The organism is Actinoplanes sp. NPDC049598 (assembly GCF_040675435.1).
GTDB lineage: Bacteria > Actinomycetota > Actinomycetes > Mycobacteriales > Micromonosporaceae > Actinoplanes.
This window is the reverse complement of record NZ_JBFAOX010000009.1, coordinates 108,471-124,693: the sequence shown is the minus strand read 5'-3', so window position 1 is coordinate 124,693 and position 16,223 is coordinate 108,471. Positions and strand designations below refer to the sequence as shown.

The following is a 16,223-nucleotide window of genomic DNA, read 5'->3' as shown; positions in this document are numbered from 1 at the left end:
GGGGTGCCGCACAAACTGTGCGTTCATTGATCACAGTGCGCTCCTAGCGTGGCCGCATGCGGTACGGCACCCCTTCCCGACCGGCCCACCGCGCGACCGCCGACGGCGGCCTGGTTCTGCTCGCCCGCGGCATCGCGCCGGCCGGGCAGCATCGTCCGGCCGCGCCCCGGGCCCGGCGCCGGGCCCGCGCGGAGCCGTTGCGCCCGTTCCAACTGCTCACCCGCGGCCTGGCCGCGCTGATCCTGCTCGCCCTGCTCGGCACGTTCGGATTCTTGATCTTCGCCGACCGGTTCCGGGACCGGCCGCCGGCGACCACCCTCGCCCCGGCCGCCCTGGCCGAGCCGCGCACGCTCGCGCTCGGCGACGTCTTCCCGGCGGAGGACGGCGTGCGACCGGCCGGCGCCGACGGTCCGTACGCCGTCGATCTGCGCCATATGAGCGGTGACTGCGCCGAGGCGACCACCGGTGATCTGGGACCACTGCTGAAGCAGTACGGCTGCCGCGAGGTGGTGCGGGCCGGCCTGATCGCGCCCTACGAGGGCTACCGGGTCACGGCCGGGGCGTTCAACCTGGCCGACGCGGCCGGCGCCTCGGAGGTCGAGGACCTGCTGCGGGGCCTGGTCGAGAGCGGCGACGGCAGCTTCGCGACGCTGCCGTCGGGCGGCCCCGGCACGGCCGCGCCCCAGATCGGCTGGCACGCCCGCGGTCACTACCTGCTCTACTGCGTGATCACCCGGGCCGACGGCCAGCTGGTGCCGAACGACGACCCGGTCGCCACCCGGATCACCGCCGAGATCATCGACACCCACCTGGCCGGGTCGCTGCTCAAGCCCGTAGTCGCCGGGTAGCGTCGGCCCGGGCGGCGTAGTCGGCCTCGGCCACATAGCCCACCTCGACCAGGGTCAGCCCGTGGGCCGGGGCCACGGTCACCTCGCTGGAGCGTTCCGTACGGCTCAGCAGGGTGGCCGGCCAGCCCGGGTCGCGGCGGCCGTCGCCCACGGTCAGCAGCGCGCCGACCAGGCTGCGGACCATCGACTGGCAGAACGCGTCGGCCTGCACGGTGGCCACGCAGACGCCGTCCGGGTCGCGCCGCCAGTCGAGCCGGGTGATGGCCCGGATCGTGGTGGCGTGCTCCTTGCGCTTGCAGTACGCCGCGTAGTCGTGCTCCCCGGTCAGCCACTGCGAGGCGGCGTTGAGCCGGTCCAGGTCGAGCGGCCGCACCCAGTTGATGGTGTCGTGCCGGCGCAGCGGCTCGGGCCCCCAGACGGTGTCGGCGACCCGGTACTCGTACCGCCGGAAGGTGGCCGAGAAGCGCGCGTCGAAGGTCGCCGGCACGGCCCGGACCGCCCGCACCCGGGCGTCCGGCGGCATGAGCGCGGCCAGCCGGCGCAGCAGCGAGCCCTCCAGCTGTTCCCAGGCCGCGACGGGCAGGTCGATGTGGCAGACCTGACCGGTGGCGTGCACCCCGGCGTCCGTACGCCCGGCGACCGTCAGCCCCAGCGGGGTGTCCGCGCCGACCAGCCGCGCGAGCGCCTCCACCAGCACACCGGCCACCGTCCGCCGCCCCGGCTGGGCCGCCCAGCCCGAGAAATCGGCCCCGTCGTACGAGACGTCCAGCCGCAGCCGGATCGATTCCATGTCTCCCCCACAAAGGAAAAGACCCGGCGCCCCCGAACGGGAGCACCGGGTCTTTCGCGTTACGTCACGCCTTGGCGTCGGTGTCTTCACCCTCGGCCTGGTCGCCCGGGCCCTCGGCGCCCTTGTCGCCGGACGCGTTGACCGGAGCCTCGGCGTCCTGGTCGGCGTCGGTGTCGACGTCGGCCTTGGCGGCGGGAGCGGCGGCCGGAGCCTCGTCCTCGCGGGCCAGCGCCTCGACCTTGTCCTGCTGCGCGGTCGCCTTGCGGGCGGCCTTCTTGGCCGGCGCGGTGGCCGCCGCCACCTGGAGCTCCTCGACCAGCTCGATGACGGCCATGGGGGCGGCGTCACCCTTGCGCGGGCCGGTCTTGGTGATCCGGGTGTAGCCACCGGGGCGGTTGCCGTACCGCGGCGCGATCTGCTCGAACAGGGCGTACACGACGTCCTTGTCCTTCACCGTGGCCAGCACCCGGCGACGGTTGTGCAGGTCGCCGCGCTTGGCCTTGGTGATGAGCTGCTCAGCCAGGGGGCGCAGGCGGCGGGCCTTGGCCTCAGTGGTCTTGATCTTCCCGTGCCGGAAAAGCTCGGTGGCCAGGTTGGCCAGGATGAGCTTCTCGTGCGCCGGGCTGCCGCCGAGGCGGGCTCCCTTGGTGGGCGTGGGCATTTCCAATGCTCCTTTAGATGGCCGAGCTACAAACTCAGAGCTGCTCGGTCTCGCGGTAATCGTCGGTGTCGTAGTCCACGTCGCCGAACGAGTCCACGACGTGAGCGGGGTCGAAGGACGGCGCGCTGTCCTTGAGGCCCAGCCCCATTCCGGCGAGCTTCATCTTGACCTCGTCGATGCTCTTCTGACCGAAATTCCTTATATCCAGAAGGTCGGCCTCCGTCCGCCCGATGAGTTCTCCGACGGAGTTGATGCCCTCGCGCTTGAGGCAGTTGTACGACCGGACGGTGAGGTCCAGCTCCTCGATCGGCAGGGCCAGGTCGGCAGCGAGCTGCGCGTCCTGCGGCGACGGGCCGATGTCGATGCCCTCGGCGGTCTCGTCCAGCTCCCGGCAGAGCCCGAACAGCTCGACCAGGGTCGAGCCGGCCGAGGCCAGCGCGGTGCGGGGCGAGATGGACGCCTTCGACTCGACGTCGATGATGAGGCGGTCGAAGTCGGTGCGCTGCTCGACGCGGGTCGCCTCGACGCGGTAGGTCACCTTCATGACCGGCGAGTAGATCGAGTCGACCGGGATGCGGCCGATCTCGGCGCCGGCGCTCTTGTTCTGCGCCGCCGTGACGTAGCCACGGCCCCGCTCGACGGTGAGCTCCATGTCGAGCCGGCCCTTGCTGTTGAGCGTGGCCAGCTTCAGGTCGGGGTTGTGCACGGACACACCGGCCGGGGGCTGGATGTCACCGGCGGTGACGTCGCCCGGGCCCTGCTTGCGCAGGTACATGCTGACCGGCTCGTCGTGCTCGGAGCTGACGGTGAGCTCCTTGACGTTCATGACGAGCTCGACCACGTCCTCCTTGACACCGGGGATGGTGGTGAACTCGTGCAGAACGCCGTCGATCTTGATGCTGGTGACCGCCGCGCCGGGGATCGACGACAGCAGGGTGCGCCGGAGCGAGTTGCCGAGGGTGTAGCCGAAACCGGGCTCCAGAGGCTCGATGGTGAACCGGGAGCGGGTCTCGCTGATCGACTCCTCGGAGAGGGACGGCCGCTGGCTGATGAGCACGCTACTTCTTCTTTCTGTCGGGCCACCCACTATTTGATGGCCTTCGGTGATGCACCGGGGGCGCCGAGCGGCGCCCCCGGCAGAGCTGCTACTTGGAGTAGAGCTCGACGATCAGCTGCTCCTGGACCTGGGTGTCGATGACCGCCCGGGCCGGGAGGGTGTGCACGAGGACCTTCATCTCGCTCGGGATCGGCTCCAGCCACGCCGGAACCGGCCGCGAACCGGCCTGAGCCTGGGCGACGACGAAGGGAGTCATCTCCTTCGACTTCTCCCGGGTCGTGATGATGTCCTTCTCCTTGACGCGGTACGACGGGATGTCGACCTTCACGCCGTTGACCAGGAAGTGGCCGTGCTTGACCAGCTGCCGGGCCATGTCCCGGGACTGCGCGAGGCCGGCCCGGTAGACGACGTTGTCAAGACGCGACTCGAGGATCTGCAGGAGGACCTCACCGGTCTTGCCCTGCTTGTTCACGGCCTCCTCGTAGTAACCGCGGAACTGCTTCTCCAGCACGCCGTAGACGCGGCGGGCCTTCTGCTTCTCGCGGTGCTGCAGGAGGTACTCGGTCTCCTTGGTCCGGCCGCGGCCGTGCTGGCCGGGCGGGAAGGGACGCGACTCGAACGGGCACTTGGGCCCGTCGCACTTGCTGCCCTTGAGGAACAGCTTCATCTTCTCGCGGCGGCAGCGCTTGCAGTCCGCACCGGTGTAACGAGCCATTGCTTCGATCTCTCCCTTAGACCCGACGACGCTTCGGCGGACGGCATCCGTTGTGCGGCTGCGGCGTCACGTCAGAGATCTGCCCGACCTCCAGGCCGGCGGCCTGCAGCGAACGGATCGCGGTCTCGCGGCCGGAGCCGGGACCCTTGACGAAGACGTCGACCTTGCGCATGCCGTGCTCCATGGCCCGGCGAGCGGCGGCCTCGGCGGCCAGCTGCGCGGCGAACGGCGTCGACTTGCGGGAGCCCTTGAAGCCCACCTGGCCGGAGGAGGCCCAGGAGATCACAGCACCGGTCGGGTCGGTGATCGACACGATGGTGTTGTTGAAGGTGCTCTTGATGTGCGCCTGCCCGTGGGCGACGTTCTTGCGTTCCTTGCGCCGGACCTTCTTTACAGCGGCCCCAGCGCGTGCCTTCGGTGGCATAAGTCAGTGCGCTCCTATTACTTCCGACCGGGCTTCTTCTTACCGGCGACCGTGCGCTTCGGGCCCTTGCGGGTACGAGCGTTGGTCCGGGTCCGCTGACCGCGCACGGGCAGGCCCCGGCGGTGGCGGATGCCGGCGTAAGAGCCGATCTCGACCTTGCGGCGGATGTCCGCGGCGACCTCGCGGCGCAGGTCACCCTCAACCTTGAAATTGCCCTCGATGTAGTCGCGGAGCTGGACCAGCTCCTCGTCCGTGAGGTCCTTGGCGCGCTTGTTCAGGTCAATCGCGGTGGCGGTCAGTGCCTCTACGGCACGGGTGCGACCGATCCCGTAGATGTAGGTGAGCGCGATCTCCATCCGCTTCTCGCGGGGAAGATCGACGCCGACGAGTCGTGCCATGTAAGGGCGTACTCCTCAGAATCGTTCGGAGGTCTGGGCCCGTCCCACCCCGCCTGCCCGGGCGGGCCCCGGCCTCCGCGCCGGGGGTGCAGCCACTAGGTGGCTGGGACGAGCTCTTGCAATTGACGGATCTGGCAGCGAGCCGGGACTCAGCCCTGGCGCTGCTTGTGGCGCGCGTCGGTCTTGCAGATGACCATGACGCGGCCGTGCCGCCGGATGACCCGGCAGTTGTTGCAGATCCGCTTGACGCTCGGCTTGACCTTCACGGTTTGCCTTAACTCTCAGCGGGACGGGAACAGATCCCCCGCGACCCAGTCATCACTTATAGCGGTAGACGATTCGCCCACGGGTGAGGTCGTACGGCGACAGTTCGACGACGACTCTGTCCTCGGGAAGGATGCGGATGTAGTGCTGCCGCATCTTGCCGGAGATGTGTGCAAGGACCTTGTGACCATTGGCGAGCTCAACGCGGAACATGGCGTTCGGCAGGGGCTCGATCACGCGGCCCTCGATCTCGATGGCTCCGTCTTTCTTAGGCATGTCCTCCGCTACCTGACACTGGGGTTCGGGGTTAGCGCGTCGTGCATCCTGCCAGCCGCGGCTCCCGGCAGCCTTCGAAGCGCTGAAGACATGCGAGAGTGGACGCAGGCGCGCCAGCTAGCCAGTGTACGCCCGCTCAGCAGGGACACCAAACCGAGGTCTGCGCTACCCGTGGTCGGGTGTGTCGGCGACCTTGGAATCGGACATATCCCATTTTTGGCCTGGCGACGGAGGCAGCTGCGCCTGCTGTGCCCGGCGTTCGCGTTTACGCTGCTTACGCTCCCGTTTACGGTCGCGTTCCTCGACCATCTTGCGCGGGGCGCCGCCGGCCAGGCCGCCGATCGTCGCGAAGAGCTGCAGCACACCCCACGGGCCGGCCACCCAGATCGGCCAGAAGTAGCCCCACTCGTTGCCGGCCAGGCTCGTGATGAACCAGATGGCCGTCGTCAGCAGGGTGACGAAGGCCCACGAGCCCCACACCTGGCGGATCCACTCGACCTTCGCCTCGCGCTCGGCCGCCTTCGAGACCTTGGCCACGGGCGCTGGCTGGGCCGGCTTGCTGCCGGGCAGATCGGCGATCAAGAGATCAAGTTCGGCGTACGTCTTGGCGGCGTACGCCCGCTGGAGGCGCTCGTCGTATTCGGCGAGGTCGAGCCGGCCCTCATCCAGAGCGGTCTTCAGCGCATCGGCGGTCTGCCGCCGGTCGTCGTCGCCGGCACGCATCTGGTCACGGCCCATACCTCAACCATGCCAGCCCGTCCCAAGAACCGGAAGACTCGCCCTCAGGCCTGTCGGGACGTCACCAGATCGCCCAGGCGGGCCCGGCCGCCGTCCGGGGCGGTGGTGACCCACACCCCGTCCTCCAGCAGCGCCATGGTGTGCTCCACGTGGGCGGCGCGGGACCCGTCGCGGGTCACCACGGTCCAGCCGTCCTCGAGCTCGGCCGTGCGCGGCGAGCCCATCGTGATCATCGGCTCGATGGCCAGGCACAGGCCGGGCACCAGCCGCGGGCCCTTGCCGGGCTTGCCGTGGTTGAGCACGTGCGGGTCCTGGTGCATCTCGGTGCCGATGCCGTGGCCGCCATAGCCGTCCACGATCCCGTACCGGCCGCCCTTGCGGATGGTCTTCTCCACGTTGAAGGAGATGTCGGTGAGCTTGCCCCGGCCGTTGGCGGCGCCACGCGCGGCGGCGGCGATGCCGGCCCACATCGCGTCCTCGGCCACCTCGGCCATGCGCAGCAGTGCCGGGTCGGTCTCGCCGACCCCGACTGTGATGGCCGAGTCGCCGTGCCAGCCGTCGAGGATCGCGCCGCAGTCGAGCGAGACCAGGTCGCCCTCGCGCAGGACCTGCTCGGTGCTCGGGATGCCGTGCACCACCTGCTCGTTGACCGAGGCGCAGATCGAGGCCGGGAAGCCGTGGTAGCCCTTGAACGACGGGATGGCGCCGGAGTCGCGGATCACCTTCTCGGCGATCGCGTCGAGGTCGCCGGTGGAGACGCCCGGCGCCACGGCCTCGCGCATCGCCTCGAGAGCGGCGAAGACGACCAGGCCGGCGGCCCGCATCTTCTCGATCTGCTCGGGCGTCTTCAGTTGGATGTCGAGCTGGGGGCGGCGCACTTTCTAGCCTCCGTACGACCGCAGGGCGTCGATGGCGCGTACGGTCACGTCCTCGACCGGGCCGGTCGCGTCGATGCCCACCAGCTTGCCCTGGGCGCCGTAGAAGTCGACCAGAGGAGCGGTCTTCTCCGCGTACTCCACGAGGCGGTTGGCGATCGTCTCGGCCTTGTCGTCGTCCCGCTGGAACAGCTCCGAACCACAGCGGTCGCAGATGTTCTCCTTGCTGGTGGGATCGAACTCGACGTGCCAGATCTTGCCGCAGCCGCGGCAGGTCCGGCGGCCCGACAGCCGCCGGATGACCTCGTCGTCGTCGACCACGAGCTCCATCACCAGATCGAGGGCGGTGCCCAGGTCGGCCAGGAGCTTGTCCAGGGCCGAGGCCTGGGGAACCGTGCGCGGGAAGCCGTCGAGCAGGAAGCCGTCACCGGCGTCGGGCTCGGCCAGCCGGTCCCGGACCATGTTGATGGTCACCTCGTCCGGGACGAGCTGGCCCGCGTCCATGTACCGCTTGGCCTCGACGCCCAGCGGCGTGCCCTGCGAGACGTTCGCCCGGAAGATGTCACCGGTCGAGATCTTCGGTACGGCCAGATGGGCGGCGATGAACTCAGCCTGGGTCCCCTTGCCGGCCCCCGGAGGGCCCACCAGTACCAGCCGCACCTACATCGCCTCGCTTCGGTGAGAACGAGCCTCGCTGACCCACGCAAGAGTGGCGCCGAGCCTGCCGGCCACTACCGGAGGAACCCTTCGTAGTTGCGCTGCATCAGCTGGCTCTCGATCTGCTTCACCGTCTCCAGACCCACACCCACCATGATCAGCACTGCCGTACCGCCGAACGGGAAGTTCTGGTACTGCTGCTGGTTCAGCCAGATGAAGAAGAAGTTCGGCAGGACCGAGATCAGACCGAGGTAGAGCGCACCCGGCAGGGTGATCCGGCTAAGGATGAAGTCCAGGTAGTCGGCGGTCGGCTTGCCCGGGCGGATACCCGGCACGAACCCACCGTACTTCTTCATGTTGTCCGCGACCTCGGTCGGGTTGAACGTGATCGAGACGTAGAAGTACGTGAAGAAGATGATCAGCAGGAAGTAGACGCCGATGTAGAGCTCGCTCGTGGGGTCGGCCAGCCACCGCTGGATCCAGATCTGGTAGCCCTTGAGGTTGTTCGGGTCGAAGAACTGCAGGTACAGCTGAGGCAGGTACAGCAGCGACGACGCGAAGATGACCGGGACGACACCGGCCTGGTTGACCTTGAGCGGGATGTAGGTCGAGGTGCCGCCGTACATCCGCCGGCCGATCATCCGCTTGGCGTACTGCACCGGGATGCGGCGCTGGGCCTGCTCGATGAAGACGACCAGGCCGATGATGACCAGGACCAGGACGATCACCAGGAGGAACTTGCCGACGCCGCTCGACTCCTTGATCGACCAGCCCTCGCCGGGGAGCCGGGCGGCGATCGAGGTGAAGATCAGGACGGACATGCCGTTGCCGACGCCGCGGTCGGTGATGAGCTCACCGAGCCACATGACCATGCCGGTGCCGGCGGTCATCGTCAGGACCAGGACGGAGAGCGTGAGCCAGATCGGCAGCCCGGTGTTCTCGGGGATGATCTGCGTCGACGGGTCGCTCTGGTCACACGCGTTGCCGAACAGCTGGCCGGTCCGCGCCAGGGCGACGAACGCCGAGGACTGCAGGACGGCGAGGCCGAGCGTCAGGTAGCGGGTGTACTGCGTGATCTTCGCCTGGCCTGACTGGCCCTCCTTGCGGAGCTGCTCGAGGCGGGGAATCACCACGGTCAGCAGCTGCAGGATGATGGAGGCGGTGATGTACGGCATGATGCCGAGCGCGAACACCGAGAGCTGGAGCAGCGCGCCACCCGAGAACAGGTTCAGCAGGTTGAGGACGCCGCCGGAGTTCTGGTCGTTCACGATCTGGATGCACTTCTGCACGTTGGTGTAGGACACACCAGGGCTGGGCAGAGTGGCACCGAGCCGGTACAGCGCGATGATCGCGACCGTGAACAACAGTTTCTTGCGCAGGTCAGGCGTCCGGAACGCACTGGTAAAGGCGGAGAGCAACTTCTTCCTCCTGCGCGAGGTTACCGCCGCGTGGGGCGGATGGGGGAAGGCATCGGTCCGGACGACCGACATCTCTAGCTGGCAACGGACTCTAACAGTCTTGTCGCCCCACGGTGGAGCACGGTAGCCGTCACCGCGGGTAGGCATTTCACCTGGTTATGAAACCCCAGGTCAGACGCCACAATGGGGATGCTGCCCGAACGACGCGTTTCGCGTCGCCCGGGCGAGCATCCCCACGAGCATCACAGCTCGGTGGTGGAACCACCAGCAGCAGCGATCTTCTCCTTGGCCGACTCGCTGAACGCGTGCGCCGAGACAGTCAGCGACACGCCGTCCAGCTCGCCCGAGCCGAGCACCTTGACCAGCTGGCCCTTGCGGACCGCGCCGGCCTGCACCAGCTCGTCCGGGCCGATCTCGCCGCCGTTCGGGAACAGCGCGGCGAGCCGGTCCAGGTTGACGACCTGGAAGACGACCTTGTTCTTGTTCTTGAAGCCCTTCAGCTTCGGCAGCCGCATGTGGATGGGCATCTGCCCACCCTCGAAGCGGGCCGGAACCTGGTAGCGGGCCTTGGTGCCCTTGGTACCGCGACCGGCGGTCTTACCCTTGGAGCCCTCACCACGACCCACGCGGGTCTTGGGGGTCTTGGCTCCGGGCGCCGGGCGGAGGTGGTGGACCTTGATCGCCATTACTCGACCTCCTCAACAGTGACGAGGTGGTTCACGGCGAAGATCATGCCCCGAATCTCGGGACGGTCCTCCTTGACCACCACATCGTTGATCCGCTTCAGGCCGAGCGAACGCAGCGAGTCCCGCTGGTTCTGCTTGCGCCCGATCTCGGACCGGATCTGGGTGACCTTCAAACGGGCCATCAGTGCACCGCCGCTTCCGCACGCGCCGCCAGCATGGCCGCCGGCGCCACGTCCTCGACCGGCAGGCCACGACGGGACGCGACCTGCTCGGGCGACTCGAGGCCCTTCAGCGCGGCCACCGTCGCGTGCACGATGTTGATCGGGTTCGACGAGCCGAGGCTCTTCGAGAGCACGTCGTGGATGCCGGCGCACTCGAGCACGGCACGCACCGGGCCACCGGCGATGACACCGGTACCAGCGGATGCCGGCTTGAGGAGCACGACGCCCGCGGCGGCCTCGCCCGTGATCGGGTGCGGAATGGTCGCACCGATCCGCGGAACCTTGAAGAAGTGCTTCTTGGCCTCCTCGACGCCCTTGGCGATGGCCGCGGGCACCTCCTTGGCCTTTCCGTAGCCGATGCCGACGGTGCCGTCGCCATCGCCCACGATCACCAGAGCGGTGAAGCTGAAGCGACGGCCACCCTTGACGACCTTGGCGACACGGTTGATCGCGACGACCCGCTCGAGATGCGGGGTCTTGTCGACGGGCGCGTTCCCGCGGCCGCCCTCACGGCGGTTGTCCCGGCGGTTGCCACCCTCGGTGTTACCGCCGGACCCGCCGCCTCGGCGCTGCTGACCAGGCATTGGTCAATTCCTCCTAGAACTCGAGTCCGGCTTCGCGAGCGGCCGACGCCAGAGCGGCGATCCGCCCCGCGTACTTGTTGCCACCGCGGTCGAAGACGACCTTGGACACGCCCGCGGCCTTGGCCCGCTCGGCGAGGAGCGCACCGACCTTGCCGGCCTGAGCGCTCTTGTCACCCTCGCCACCCCGCAGGGAGGTGTCGAGCGTGGAGGCCGAGGCCAGCGTGTGGCCCTTGAGGTCGTCGATGATCTGCGCGGTGATGTGCCGCGCGGAACGGGTGACGACCAGACGCGGCCGCTCGGCGGTGCCGAAGACGTTCCGGCGGACTCGGAAGTGGCGACGCGCCTTCCCGACAGCCCGCTTGGCGGACACACCCGCGCCGTTGCGACGCTTGAGAAGCGTGGCGGTCACTTCTTACCTGCCTTTCCAGCCTTGCGGCGGATGACCTCGCCCTGGTACTTGACGCCCTTGCCCTTGTAGGGCTCCGGCGGGCGGATCTTCCGAATGTTGGCGGCAACCTCGCCGACCAGCTGCTTGTCGATGCCCGAGACCGTGAACTGGGTCGGCTTCTCGACGGAGAAGCTGATGCCCGCCGGCGGCACGACGTTGACCGGGTGCGAGAAGCCCAGGGCGAACTCGAGGTCCTTGCCCTTGGCGGTGACCCGGTAACCGGTGCCGTTGATCTCGAGCGTCTTCTTGTAGCCCTCGGTGACGCCGACGATCATGTTGGCGACCAGGGTACGCGACAGGCCGTGGAGCTCCTTGGCCTTGCGCTCGTCGTTGGGGCGGTTGACGTGCAGCTCGGCACCGTCCTGCTCGACCGTGATCGGCTCCGAGACGGTGTGCGACAGCTCGCCCTTGGGGCCCTTGACCTTGACGGTCTGGCCCGAGATGGTGACGTCGACGCCGGCCGGGACCGGGATCGACTTACGTCCGATTCGCGACATGGTTTCTCAGTCTCCAGTTACCAGACGAAGGCGAGGACTTCCCCGCCAACGCTCCGCTTGCGGGCCTGCCGGTCGGTCAGCAGCCCCTGGGACGTCGAAATGATCGCGACACCAAGGCCGCCGAGAACTCGCGGGAGCTCGTCGGACTTGGCGTAAACCCGGAGGCCGGGCTTGGAAACGCGCTTGATTCCGGCGAGGCTGCGCTCGCGGTTCTGGCCGTACTTGAGCTCAACGACCAGACGCCGGCCGACGGCGCCTTCCTCGGGCTCCTCGGCCGACCAGGAGGCGATGTAACCCTCGCTCTTGAGGACCTCGGCGATGTTCGCCTTGATCTTCGAGAAGGGCATGGTCACCTTGTCGTGGTACGCCTGGTTGGCGTTACGCAGACGCGTCAGCATGTCTGCGATCGGGTCCGTCATCGTCATGGGTGTTCGTCAACCTTTCTCGCCGGGGTTCCCGTAGATGGGCCTACGGCGAAGCGGTGTTGCATCAACTCCGCCTTTAGTCCGCTTAGGGGCGGCTGGGCGGGGCGGTTGGATGGGGATTACCAGGAGGCCTTCGACACGCCGGGCAGCTCGCCCCGGTGCGCCATGTCCCGCACGCAAACGCGGCACAGGCCGAACTTGCGGTAGACCGAGTGCGGGCGACCGCACTTCTGGCAGCGGGTGTAAGCACGCACGGCGAACTTCGGCTTCGCGGCCGCCTTGATGATCAGCGCCTTCTTGGCCATGCTCAGTTCTCCTTGAACGGGAAGCCCAGGAGCTTGAGCAGCGCCCGGCCCTCGTCGTCGGTCGTCGCGGTGGTGACCACCGTGATGTCCATGCCCCGCGGACGATCGATCTTGTCCTGGTCGATCTCGTGGAACACCGACTGCTCGGTCAGACCGAAGGTGTAGTTCCCGTGCCCGTCGAGCTTGCGCCCGTCGAGGCCGCGGAAGTCACGGATACGCGGGAGGGCGATCGACAGAAGCCGGTCGAGGAACTCCCACATCCGGTCGTTGCGCAGGGTCACCTTCGCGCCGATCGGCATGCCCTCACGCAGCTTGAACTGCGCGATGGACTTGGTCGCCCGCCGCACGAGCGGCTTCTGACCGGTGATGGTGGTCAGGTCACGCACGGCGCCGTCGATCAGCTTGGCGTCGCGGGCGGCCTCGCCAACACCCATGTTCACGACGACCTTCACCAGGCCGGGAACCTGCATGGGGTTGCCGTACTTGTACTGCTCCTGGAGGCCGGGAACGACCTCCGAGCGGTACTTCTGCTTCAGGCGCGGAAGCGCCTTGGTCTCGGTGGCGGCAGTCATCAGATTTCCTTACCGGTCGTACGCGCGATACGGACCTTGGTGCCGTTCTCGTCGACCTTGTACCCGATGCGGGTCGGCTTGCCCTGGTCGTCCACGATCTGCACGTTCGAGATGTGAACGGGGGCTTCCTGGGTCACGATGCCACCGGTCTTCGAACCACGCTGCGTGGTGCGAATGCGTTCGTGCTTCTTGACGCGGTTGACGCCCTCGACGAGGACCTTGTCCTGCCGCGGGTAGGCCGCAATGACCTTGCCCTTGGCACCCTTGTCCTTGCCGGCGATGACGACGACCGTGTCGCCCTTCTTGATCTTCACGGTCAGAGCACCTCCGGCGCCAGGCTGATGATCTTCATGAACCGCTTGTCGCGCAGCTCGCGGCCGACCGGGCCGAAGATGCGGGTGCCGCGGGGGTCCCCACCGTCCTTGATGATGACGGCGGCGTTCTCGTCGAAGCGGATGTACGAGCCGTCCGGACGGCGCTTCTCCTTGGCGGTGCGAACGACGACCGCCTTGACGACGTCGCCCTTCTTCACACCGGCGCCGGGGATGGCGTCCTTGACCGTGGCCACGATGACGTCGCCGATGCTCGCGTAACGGCGACCGGAGCCGCCGAGCACCCGGATGCACAGGATCTCCCGGGCACCCGTGTTGTCGGCGACGCGCAGTCGCGACTCCTGCTGGATCACGTCTGTCTCCTATGTCTGCCAGTTCTCCGGAGAAAACAGACCGAAGCTTGGCGGAACGATGGTGGTCGGGCCGGCCCGGGGGGCCGACCCGACGCACTCACTTGGCCTTTTCGAGGATCTCTACGACACGCCACCGCTTGGTGGCCGACAGCGGGCGGGTCTCCATCAGGAGAACCCGGTCGCCGATGCCGCAGGCGTTCTGCTCGTCGTGCACCTTGAGCTTGCGGGTGCGACGGAGAACCTTGCCGTAGAGGGCGTGCTTCACGCGGTCCTCGACCTCGACGACGACGGTCTTGTCCATCTTGTCGCTGACCACGAGGCCCTCGCGGACCTTGCGGTTCGCCCGGGCCGTGGTGGCCGTGCTCTCGTCACTCATGCTGTCACCTCATCCGGCGCAACCGAGAGCCCGAGCTCACGTTCACGCATGATCGTGTAGATCTTCGCGATGTCCTTGCGGACGACCTGCAGTCGACGGTGATTGTCGAGCTGGCCGGTCGCGCCCTGCACGCGAAGGTTGAACAGCTCCGCCTTGGCCTCCCGCAGCCGCGCGATCAGCTCCTCCTCGGAGAGCTCGCGCAGCTCGGCTGCCTTAACGCCCGCTGCCATCAGCTTTCACCCACTTCGCGTGTCACGATGCGGCACTTCATCGGGAGCTTGTGGATCGCGCGGCGCATCGCCTCGCGCGCGATCGTCTCGTTCGGGAAGGACATCTCGAAGAGAATCCGGCCCGGCTTGACGTTCGCGACCCACCACTCGGGAGAACCCTTACCGGAACCCATGCGGGTCTCGGCCGGCTTCTTGGTCAGAGCGTTGTCGGGGAAGACCGAGATCCAGACCTTGCCGCCACGCTTGATGTGACGGGTCATCGCGATACGGGCCGACTCGATCTGCCGGTTGGTCACGTACGCGGGCTCCAGCGCCTGGATACCGAACTCACCGAAGACAACTCGCGTGCCGCCCTTGGACGCGCCGTGGCGGTCCGGGTGGTGCGGCTTGCGGAAGCCCTTCGGGGGCTTACGCGGCATCAGCATGTGTCAGCCCTCCTGCTGCGTCTCGGCCTGAGCCGGAGCCGCGGCAACCGCGGCGTCGTTCGTGTTCTCGCCGGTCGGGGTGTCGCCACCCCGGGCCTGCGCGGCCGCGCGACCGGCCTCGGTGCCGCCGGCCGTCGTGCCCGACGAGCCGGAACGGCCACGACGCGGACGGTCGGGGCGGTCACCACGGTCGCGGCGCGGACGCGCCGGCGCCTCGGCGACAGCCTCGCGACCCGGAACGGCGTCGCCCTTGTAGATCCAGACCTTCACACCGATGCGGCCGAACGTCGTGCGGGCCTCGAAGAAGCCGTACTCGATGTTGGCGCGCAGCGTGTGCAGCGGGACGCGACCCTCACGGTAGAACTCCGTGCGGCTCATCTCCGCGCCGCCGAGGCGGCCGGAGACCTGCACCCGGATGCCCTTGCAGATCGGGTTCTTCATCGCGGACTGCATGGCCTTGCGCATCGCCCGGCGGAAGCTGACCCGGGAGGACAGCTGCTCGGCGACGCCCTGCGCCACGAGCTGCGCGTCCGACTCCGGGCTCTTCACCTCGAGGATGTTGAGCTGGACCTGCTTGCCGGTGAGCTTCTCGAGCTCGCCGCGGATCCGGTCGGCCTCCGCGCCCTTACGGCCGATGACGATGCCCGGCCGGGCGGTGTGGATGTCGACGCGGACCCGGTCGCGGGTGCGCTCGATGTCCACCTTGGAGATGCCGGCGCGCTCGAGGCCCTTGGACATCATGCGGCGGATCTTGACGTCCTCGCCGATGTAGTCCTTGTAGAGCTTGTCGGCGAACCACCGCGACTTCCAGTCGGTGGAGATACCGAGGCGGAATCCGGTGGGGTGAACTTTCTGGCCCATTACTCGGACTCCTCCGTCGTCTGGGGCTCGGCGGCCGGCGCAGCCTTCTTGGCCGGCGTCGCCTTCTTCGCCGCGGCGGCCTTCTTGGCCGGCCGGGCGACCTGGACCGCCTCGACGGCGATCGTGATGTGGCAGGTGCGCTTGCGGATCCGGTACGCCCGGCCCTGCGCCCGCGGACGGAACCGCTTGAGCGTCGGGCCCTCGTCGACGAACGCCTCGCTGACCAGGAGCGCGTCCGGGTCGAGCCGCTCGTTGTTCTCCGCGTTCGCGATAGCGCTCGCGAGCACCTTGTAGACCTGCTCGCTCGCCGCCTGAGGCGCGAACTGCAGGACGGTCAGAGCCTGTTTCGCGGGCAGACCGCGGACGAGGTTGACCACACGGCGTGCCTTGCTCGGCGAGATGCGGACGTGCTTGGCAACCGCACGACTGCCCGGAAGCGCCGGTGCGTCGTTCTTGACTGGCATCGCTGTGACCCCTTTCTTATCCGTGGACTGACTAGCGACGACGGCTCTTGCGGTCGTCCTTCTCGTGACCCTTGAACGTGCGGGTCAGAGCGAACTCGCCGAGCTTGTGGCCGACCATGGCCTCGGTGATGAACACCGGGACGTGCTTGCGCCCGTCGTGCACCGCGATCGTGTGCCCCAGCATGTCGGGGATGATCATCGAGCGGCGCGACCAGGTCTTGATGACGTTCTTCGAGTTCTTCTCGTTCTGGACTTCCACCTTCTTGAGCAGGTGGTCGTCGACGAACGGGCCCTTCTTCAGGCTGCGTGGCATCTTTTAAACT

29 protein-coding genes are annotated in these 16,223 nt (G+C 67.9%); 1 reads left to right on the top strand and 28 read right to left on the bottom strand.

What is annotated here, in order from left to right; genetic code table 11:
* The first annotated feature begins 56 nt into the window (after nt 1-56).
* Nucleotides 57-848 carry a hypothetical protein gene (locus AB0J66_RS21740; protein WP_364663309.1) on the top strand — a complete coding sequence of 264 codons (792 nt, stop codon included), beginning with the start codon at nt 57-59 and terminating at the stop codon, nt 846-848.
* Here the strand turns inward: AB0J66_RS21740 and truA are convergent.
* From truA to rpsS, 28 genes are all read right to left on the bottom strand, one after another.
* A complete protein-coding gene (truA, locus tag AB0J66_RS21735; protein WP_364663306.1) occupies nt 826-1,638 on the bottom strand; it encodes a tRNA pseudouridine(38-40) synthase TruA in 813 nt (270 codons plus the stop codon). The two genes, AB0J66_RS21740 and truA, sit on opposite strands and share 23 nt — an antisense overlap.
* 64 nt (nt 1,639-1,702) lie before the next feature.
* Nucleotides 1,703-2,299 (bottom strand): 50S ribosomal protein L17, encoded by a 597-nt coding sequence (rplQ, locus tag AB0J66_RS21730; protein ID WP_364663304.1) that lies wholly within the window; start codon nt 2,297-2,299, stop codon nt 1,703-1,705.
* 34 nt (nt 2,300-2,333) lie between these two features.
* Complete coding sequence (locus AB0J66_RS21725) at nt 2,334-3,356, bottom strand: DNA-directed RNA polymerase subunit alpha (RefSeq protein ID WP_127499772.1); 1,023 nt, start codon at nt 3,354-3,356, stop codon at nt 2,334-2,336.
* A gap of 88 nt (nt 3,357-3,444) precedes the next feature.
* A complete protein-coding gene (gene rpsD / locus AB0J66_RS21720) occupies nt 3,445-4,071 on the bottom strand; it encodes a 30S ribosomal protein S4 (protein ID WP_364663301.1) in 627 nt (208 codons plus the stop codon).
* A 16-nt stretch (nt 4,072-4,087) separates the two neighbouring features.
* Nucleotides 4,088-4,495 (bottom strand): 30S ribosomal protein S11, encoded by a 408-nt coding sequence (gene rpsK / locus AB0J66_RS21715; protein WP_014440747.1) that lies wholly within the window; start codon nt 4,493-4,495, stop codon nt 4,088-4,090.
* Between the two features lie 17 nt (nt 4,496-4,512).
* Nucleotides 4,513-4,893 (bottom strand): 30S ribosomal protein S13, encoded by a 381-nt coding sequence (gene rpsM / locus AB0J66_RS21710; RefSeq protein WP_097322757.1) that lies wholly within the window; start codon nt 4,891-4,893, stop codon nt 4,513-4,515.
* 149 nt (nt 4,894-5,042) lie between these two features.
* The gene (rpmJ, locus tag AB0J66_RS21705) at nt 5,043-5,159 is read right to left on the bottom strand and encodes a 50S ribosomal protein L36 (RefSeq protein ID WP_015619018.1); all 117 of its coding nucleotides are present in this window, start codon (nt 5,157-5,159) and stop codon (nt 5,043-5,045) included.
* A gap of 52 nt (nt 5,160-5,211) precedes the next feature.
* Entirely contained in the window at nt 5,212-5,433 is a 222-nt protein-coding gene (gene infA, locus AB0J66_RS21700; RefSeq protein ID WP_007073013.1) for a translation initiation factor IF-1, read from the bottom strand.
* A 165-nt stretch (nt 5,434-5,598) separates the two neighbouring features.
* A complete protein-coding gene (locus AB0J66_RS21695; RefSeq protein WP_364663297.1) occupies nt 5,599-6,171 on the bottom strand; it encodes a DUF1707 domain-containing protein in 573 nt (190 codons plus the stop codon).
* Nucleotides 6,172-6,215: 44 nt separating this feature from the next.
* Nucleotides 6,216-7,049 (bottom strand): type I methionyl aminopeptidase, encoded by an 834-nt coding sequence (map, locus tag AB0J66_RS21690; RefSeq protein WP_364663294.1) that lies wholly within the window; start codon nt 7,047-7,049, stop codon nt 6,216-6,218.
* A 3-nt stretch (nt 7,050-7,052) separates the two neighbouring features.
* Nucleotides 7,053-7,706 (bottom strand): adenylate kinase, encoded by a 654-nt coding sequence (locus AB0J66_RS21685; protein ID WP_030436520.1) that lies wholly within the window; start codon nt 7,704-7,706, stop codon nt 7,053-7,055.
* Between the two features lie 71 nt (nt 7,707-7,777).
* On the bottom strand, nt 7,778-9,121 hold the full coding sequence (secY, locus tag AB0J66_RS21680; protein ID WP_364663292.1) for a preprotein translocase subunit SecY: 1,344 nt from the start codon (nt 9,119-9,121) through the stop codon (nt 7,778-7,780).
* Between the two features lie 242 nt (nt 9,122-9,363).
* Complete coding sequence (rplO, locus tag AB0J66_RS21675) at nt 9,364-9,807, bottom strand: 50S ribosomal protein L15 (RefSeq protein WP_364663290.1); 444 nt, start codon at nt 9,805-9,807, stop codon at nt 9,364-9,366.
* A complete protein-coding gene (gene rpmD / locus AB0J66_RS21670) occupies nt 9,807-9,989 on the bottom strand; it encodes a 50S ribosomal protein L30 (protein WP_014687772.1) in 183 nt (60 codons plus the stop codon). The genes rplO and rpmD overlap by 1 nt, the downstream gene beginning before the upstream one ends.
* Entirely contained in the window at nt 9,989-10,612 is a 624-nt protein-coding gene (gene rpsE / locus AB0J66_RS21665; protein WP_360245554.1) for a 30S ribosomal protein S5, read from the bottom strand. Before rpsE ends, rpmD begins: the two co-directional genes overlap by 1 nt.
* Nucleotides 10,613-10,625: 13 nt before the next feature.
* Nucleotides 10,626-11,021, bottom strand: coding sequence for a 50S ribosomal protein L18 (gene rplR, locus AB0J66_RS21660; protein ID WP_364663287.1), 396 nt, complete (start codon nt 11,019-11,021; stop codon nt 10,626-10,628).
* Entirely contained in the window at nt 11,018-11,557 is a 540-nt protein-coding gene (rplF, locus tag AB0J66_RS21655) for a 50S ribosomal protein L6 (protein ID WP_364663285.1), read from the bottom strand. Before rplF ends, rplR begins: the two co-directional genes overlap by 4 nt.
* 17 nt (nt 11,558-11,574) lie before the next feature.
* Nucleotides 11,575-11,982: a 30S ribosomal protein S8 gene (rpsH, locus tag AB0J66_RS21650; protein WP_360245564.1), complete on the bottom strand. Its 408-nt coding sequence runs from the start codon at nt 11,980-11,982 to the stop codon at nt 11,575-11,577.
* Between the two features lie 119 nt (nt 11,983-12,101).
* Nucleotides 12,102-12,287, bottom strand: a complete 186-nt coding sequence (locus AB0J66_RS21645) for a type Z 30S ribosomal protein S14 (protein ID WP_014440734.1) — start codon at nt 12,285-12,287, stop codon at nt 12,102-12,104.
* Nucleotides 12,288-12,289: 2 nt separating this feature from the next.
* Nucleotides 12,290-12,859 (bottom strand): 50S ribosomal protein L5, encoded by a 570-nt coding sequence (gene rplE, locus AB0J66_RS21640; RefSeq protein ID WP_364663283.1) that lies wholly within the window; start codon nt 12,857-12,859, stop codon nt 12,290-12,292.
* Entirely contained in the window at nt 12,859-13,179 is a 321-nt protein-coding gene (gene rplX / locus AB0J66_RS21635) for a 50S ribosomal protein L24 (protein ID WP_097322767.1), read from the bottom strand. Before rplX ends, rplE begins: the two co-directional genes overlap by 1 nt.
* Complete coding sequence (gene rplN / locus AB0J66_RS21630; RefSeq protein ID WP_007073026.1) at nt 13,176-13,544, bottom strand: 50S ribosomal protein L14; 369 nt, start codon at nt 13,542-13,544, stop codon at nt 13,176-13,178. Before rplN ends, rplX begins: the two co-directional genes overlap by 4 nt.
* A 97-nt stretch (nt 13,545-13,641) precedes the next feature.
* On the bottom strand, nt 13,642-13,920 hold the full coding sequence (gene rpsQ, locus AB0J66_RS21625; RefSeq protein WP_097322768.1) for a 30S ribosomal protein S17: 279 nt from the start codon (nt 13,918-13,920) through the stop codon (nt 13,642-13,644).
* Nucleotides 13,917-14,150, bottom strand: coding sequence for a 50S ribosomal protein L29 (gene rpmC, locus AB0J66_RS21620; protein WP_360245572.1), 234 nt, complete (start codon nt 14,148-14,150; stop codon nt 13,917-13,919). Before rpmC ends, rpsQ begins: the two co-directional genes overlap by 4 nt.
* Nucleotides 14,150-14,575, bottom strand: a complete 426-nt coding sequence (gene rplP / locus AB0J66_RS21615; RefSeq protein WP_203379161.1) for a 50S ribosomal protein L16 — start codon at nt 14,573-14,575, stop codon at nt 14,150-14,152. Before rplP ends, rpmC begins: the two co-directional genes overlap by 1 nt.
* A 3-nt stretch (nt 14,576-14,578) precedes the next feature.
* Nucleotides 14,579-15,436: a 30S ribosomal protein S3 gene (rpsC, locus tag AB0J66_RS21610; protein ID WP_364663278.1), complete on the bottom strand. Its 858-nt coding sequence runs from the start codon at nt 15,434-15,436 to the stop codon at nt 14,579-14,581.
* Nucleotides 15,436-15,900 (bottom strand): 50S ribosomal protein L22, encoded by a 465-nt coding sequence (rplV, locus tag AB0J66_RS21605; RefSeq protein ID WP_364663275.1) that lies wholly within the window; start codon nt 15,898-15,900, stop codon nt 15,436-15,438. Before rplV ends, rpsC begins: the two co-directional genes overlap by 1 nt.
* 31 nt (nt 15,901-15,931) lie before the next feature.
* Complete coding sequence (rpsS, locus tag AB0J66_RS21600) at nt 15,932-16,213, bottom strand: 30S ribosomal protein S19 (RefSeq protein WP_097322773.1); 282 nt, start codon at nt 16,211-16,213, stop codon at nt 15,932-15,934.
* Between the last annotated feature and the right edge of the window lie 10 nt (nt 16,214-16,223).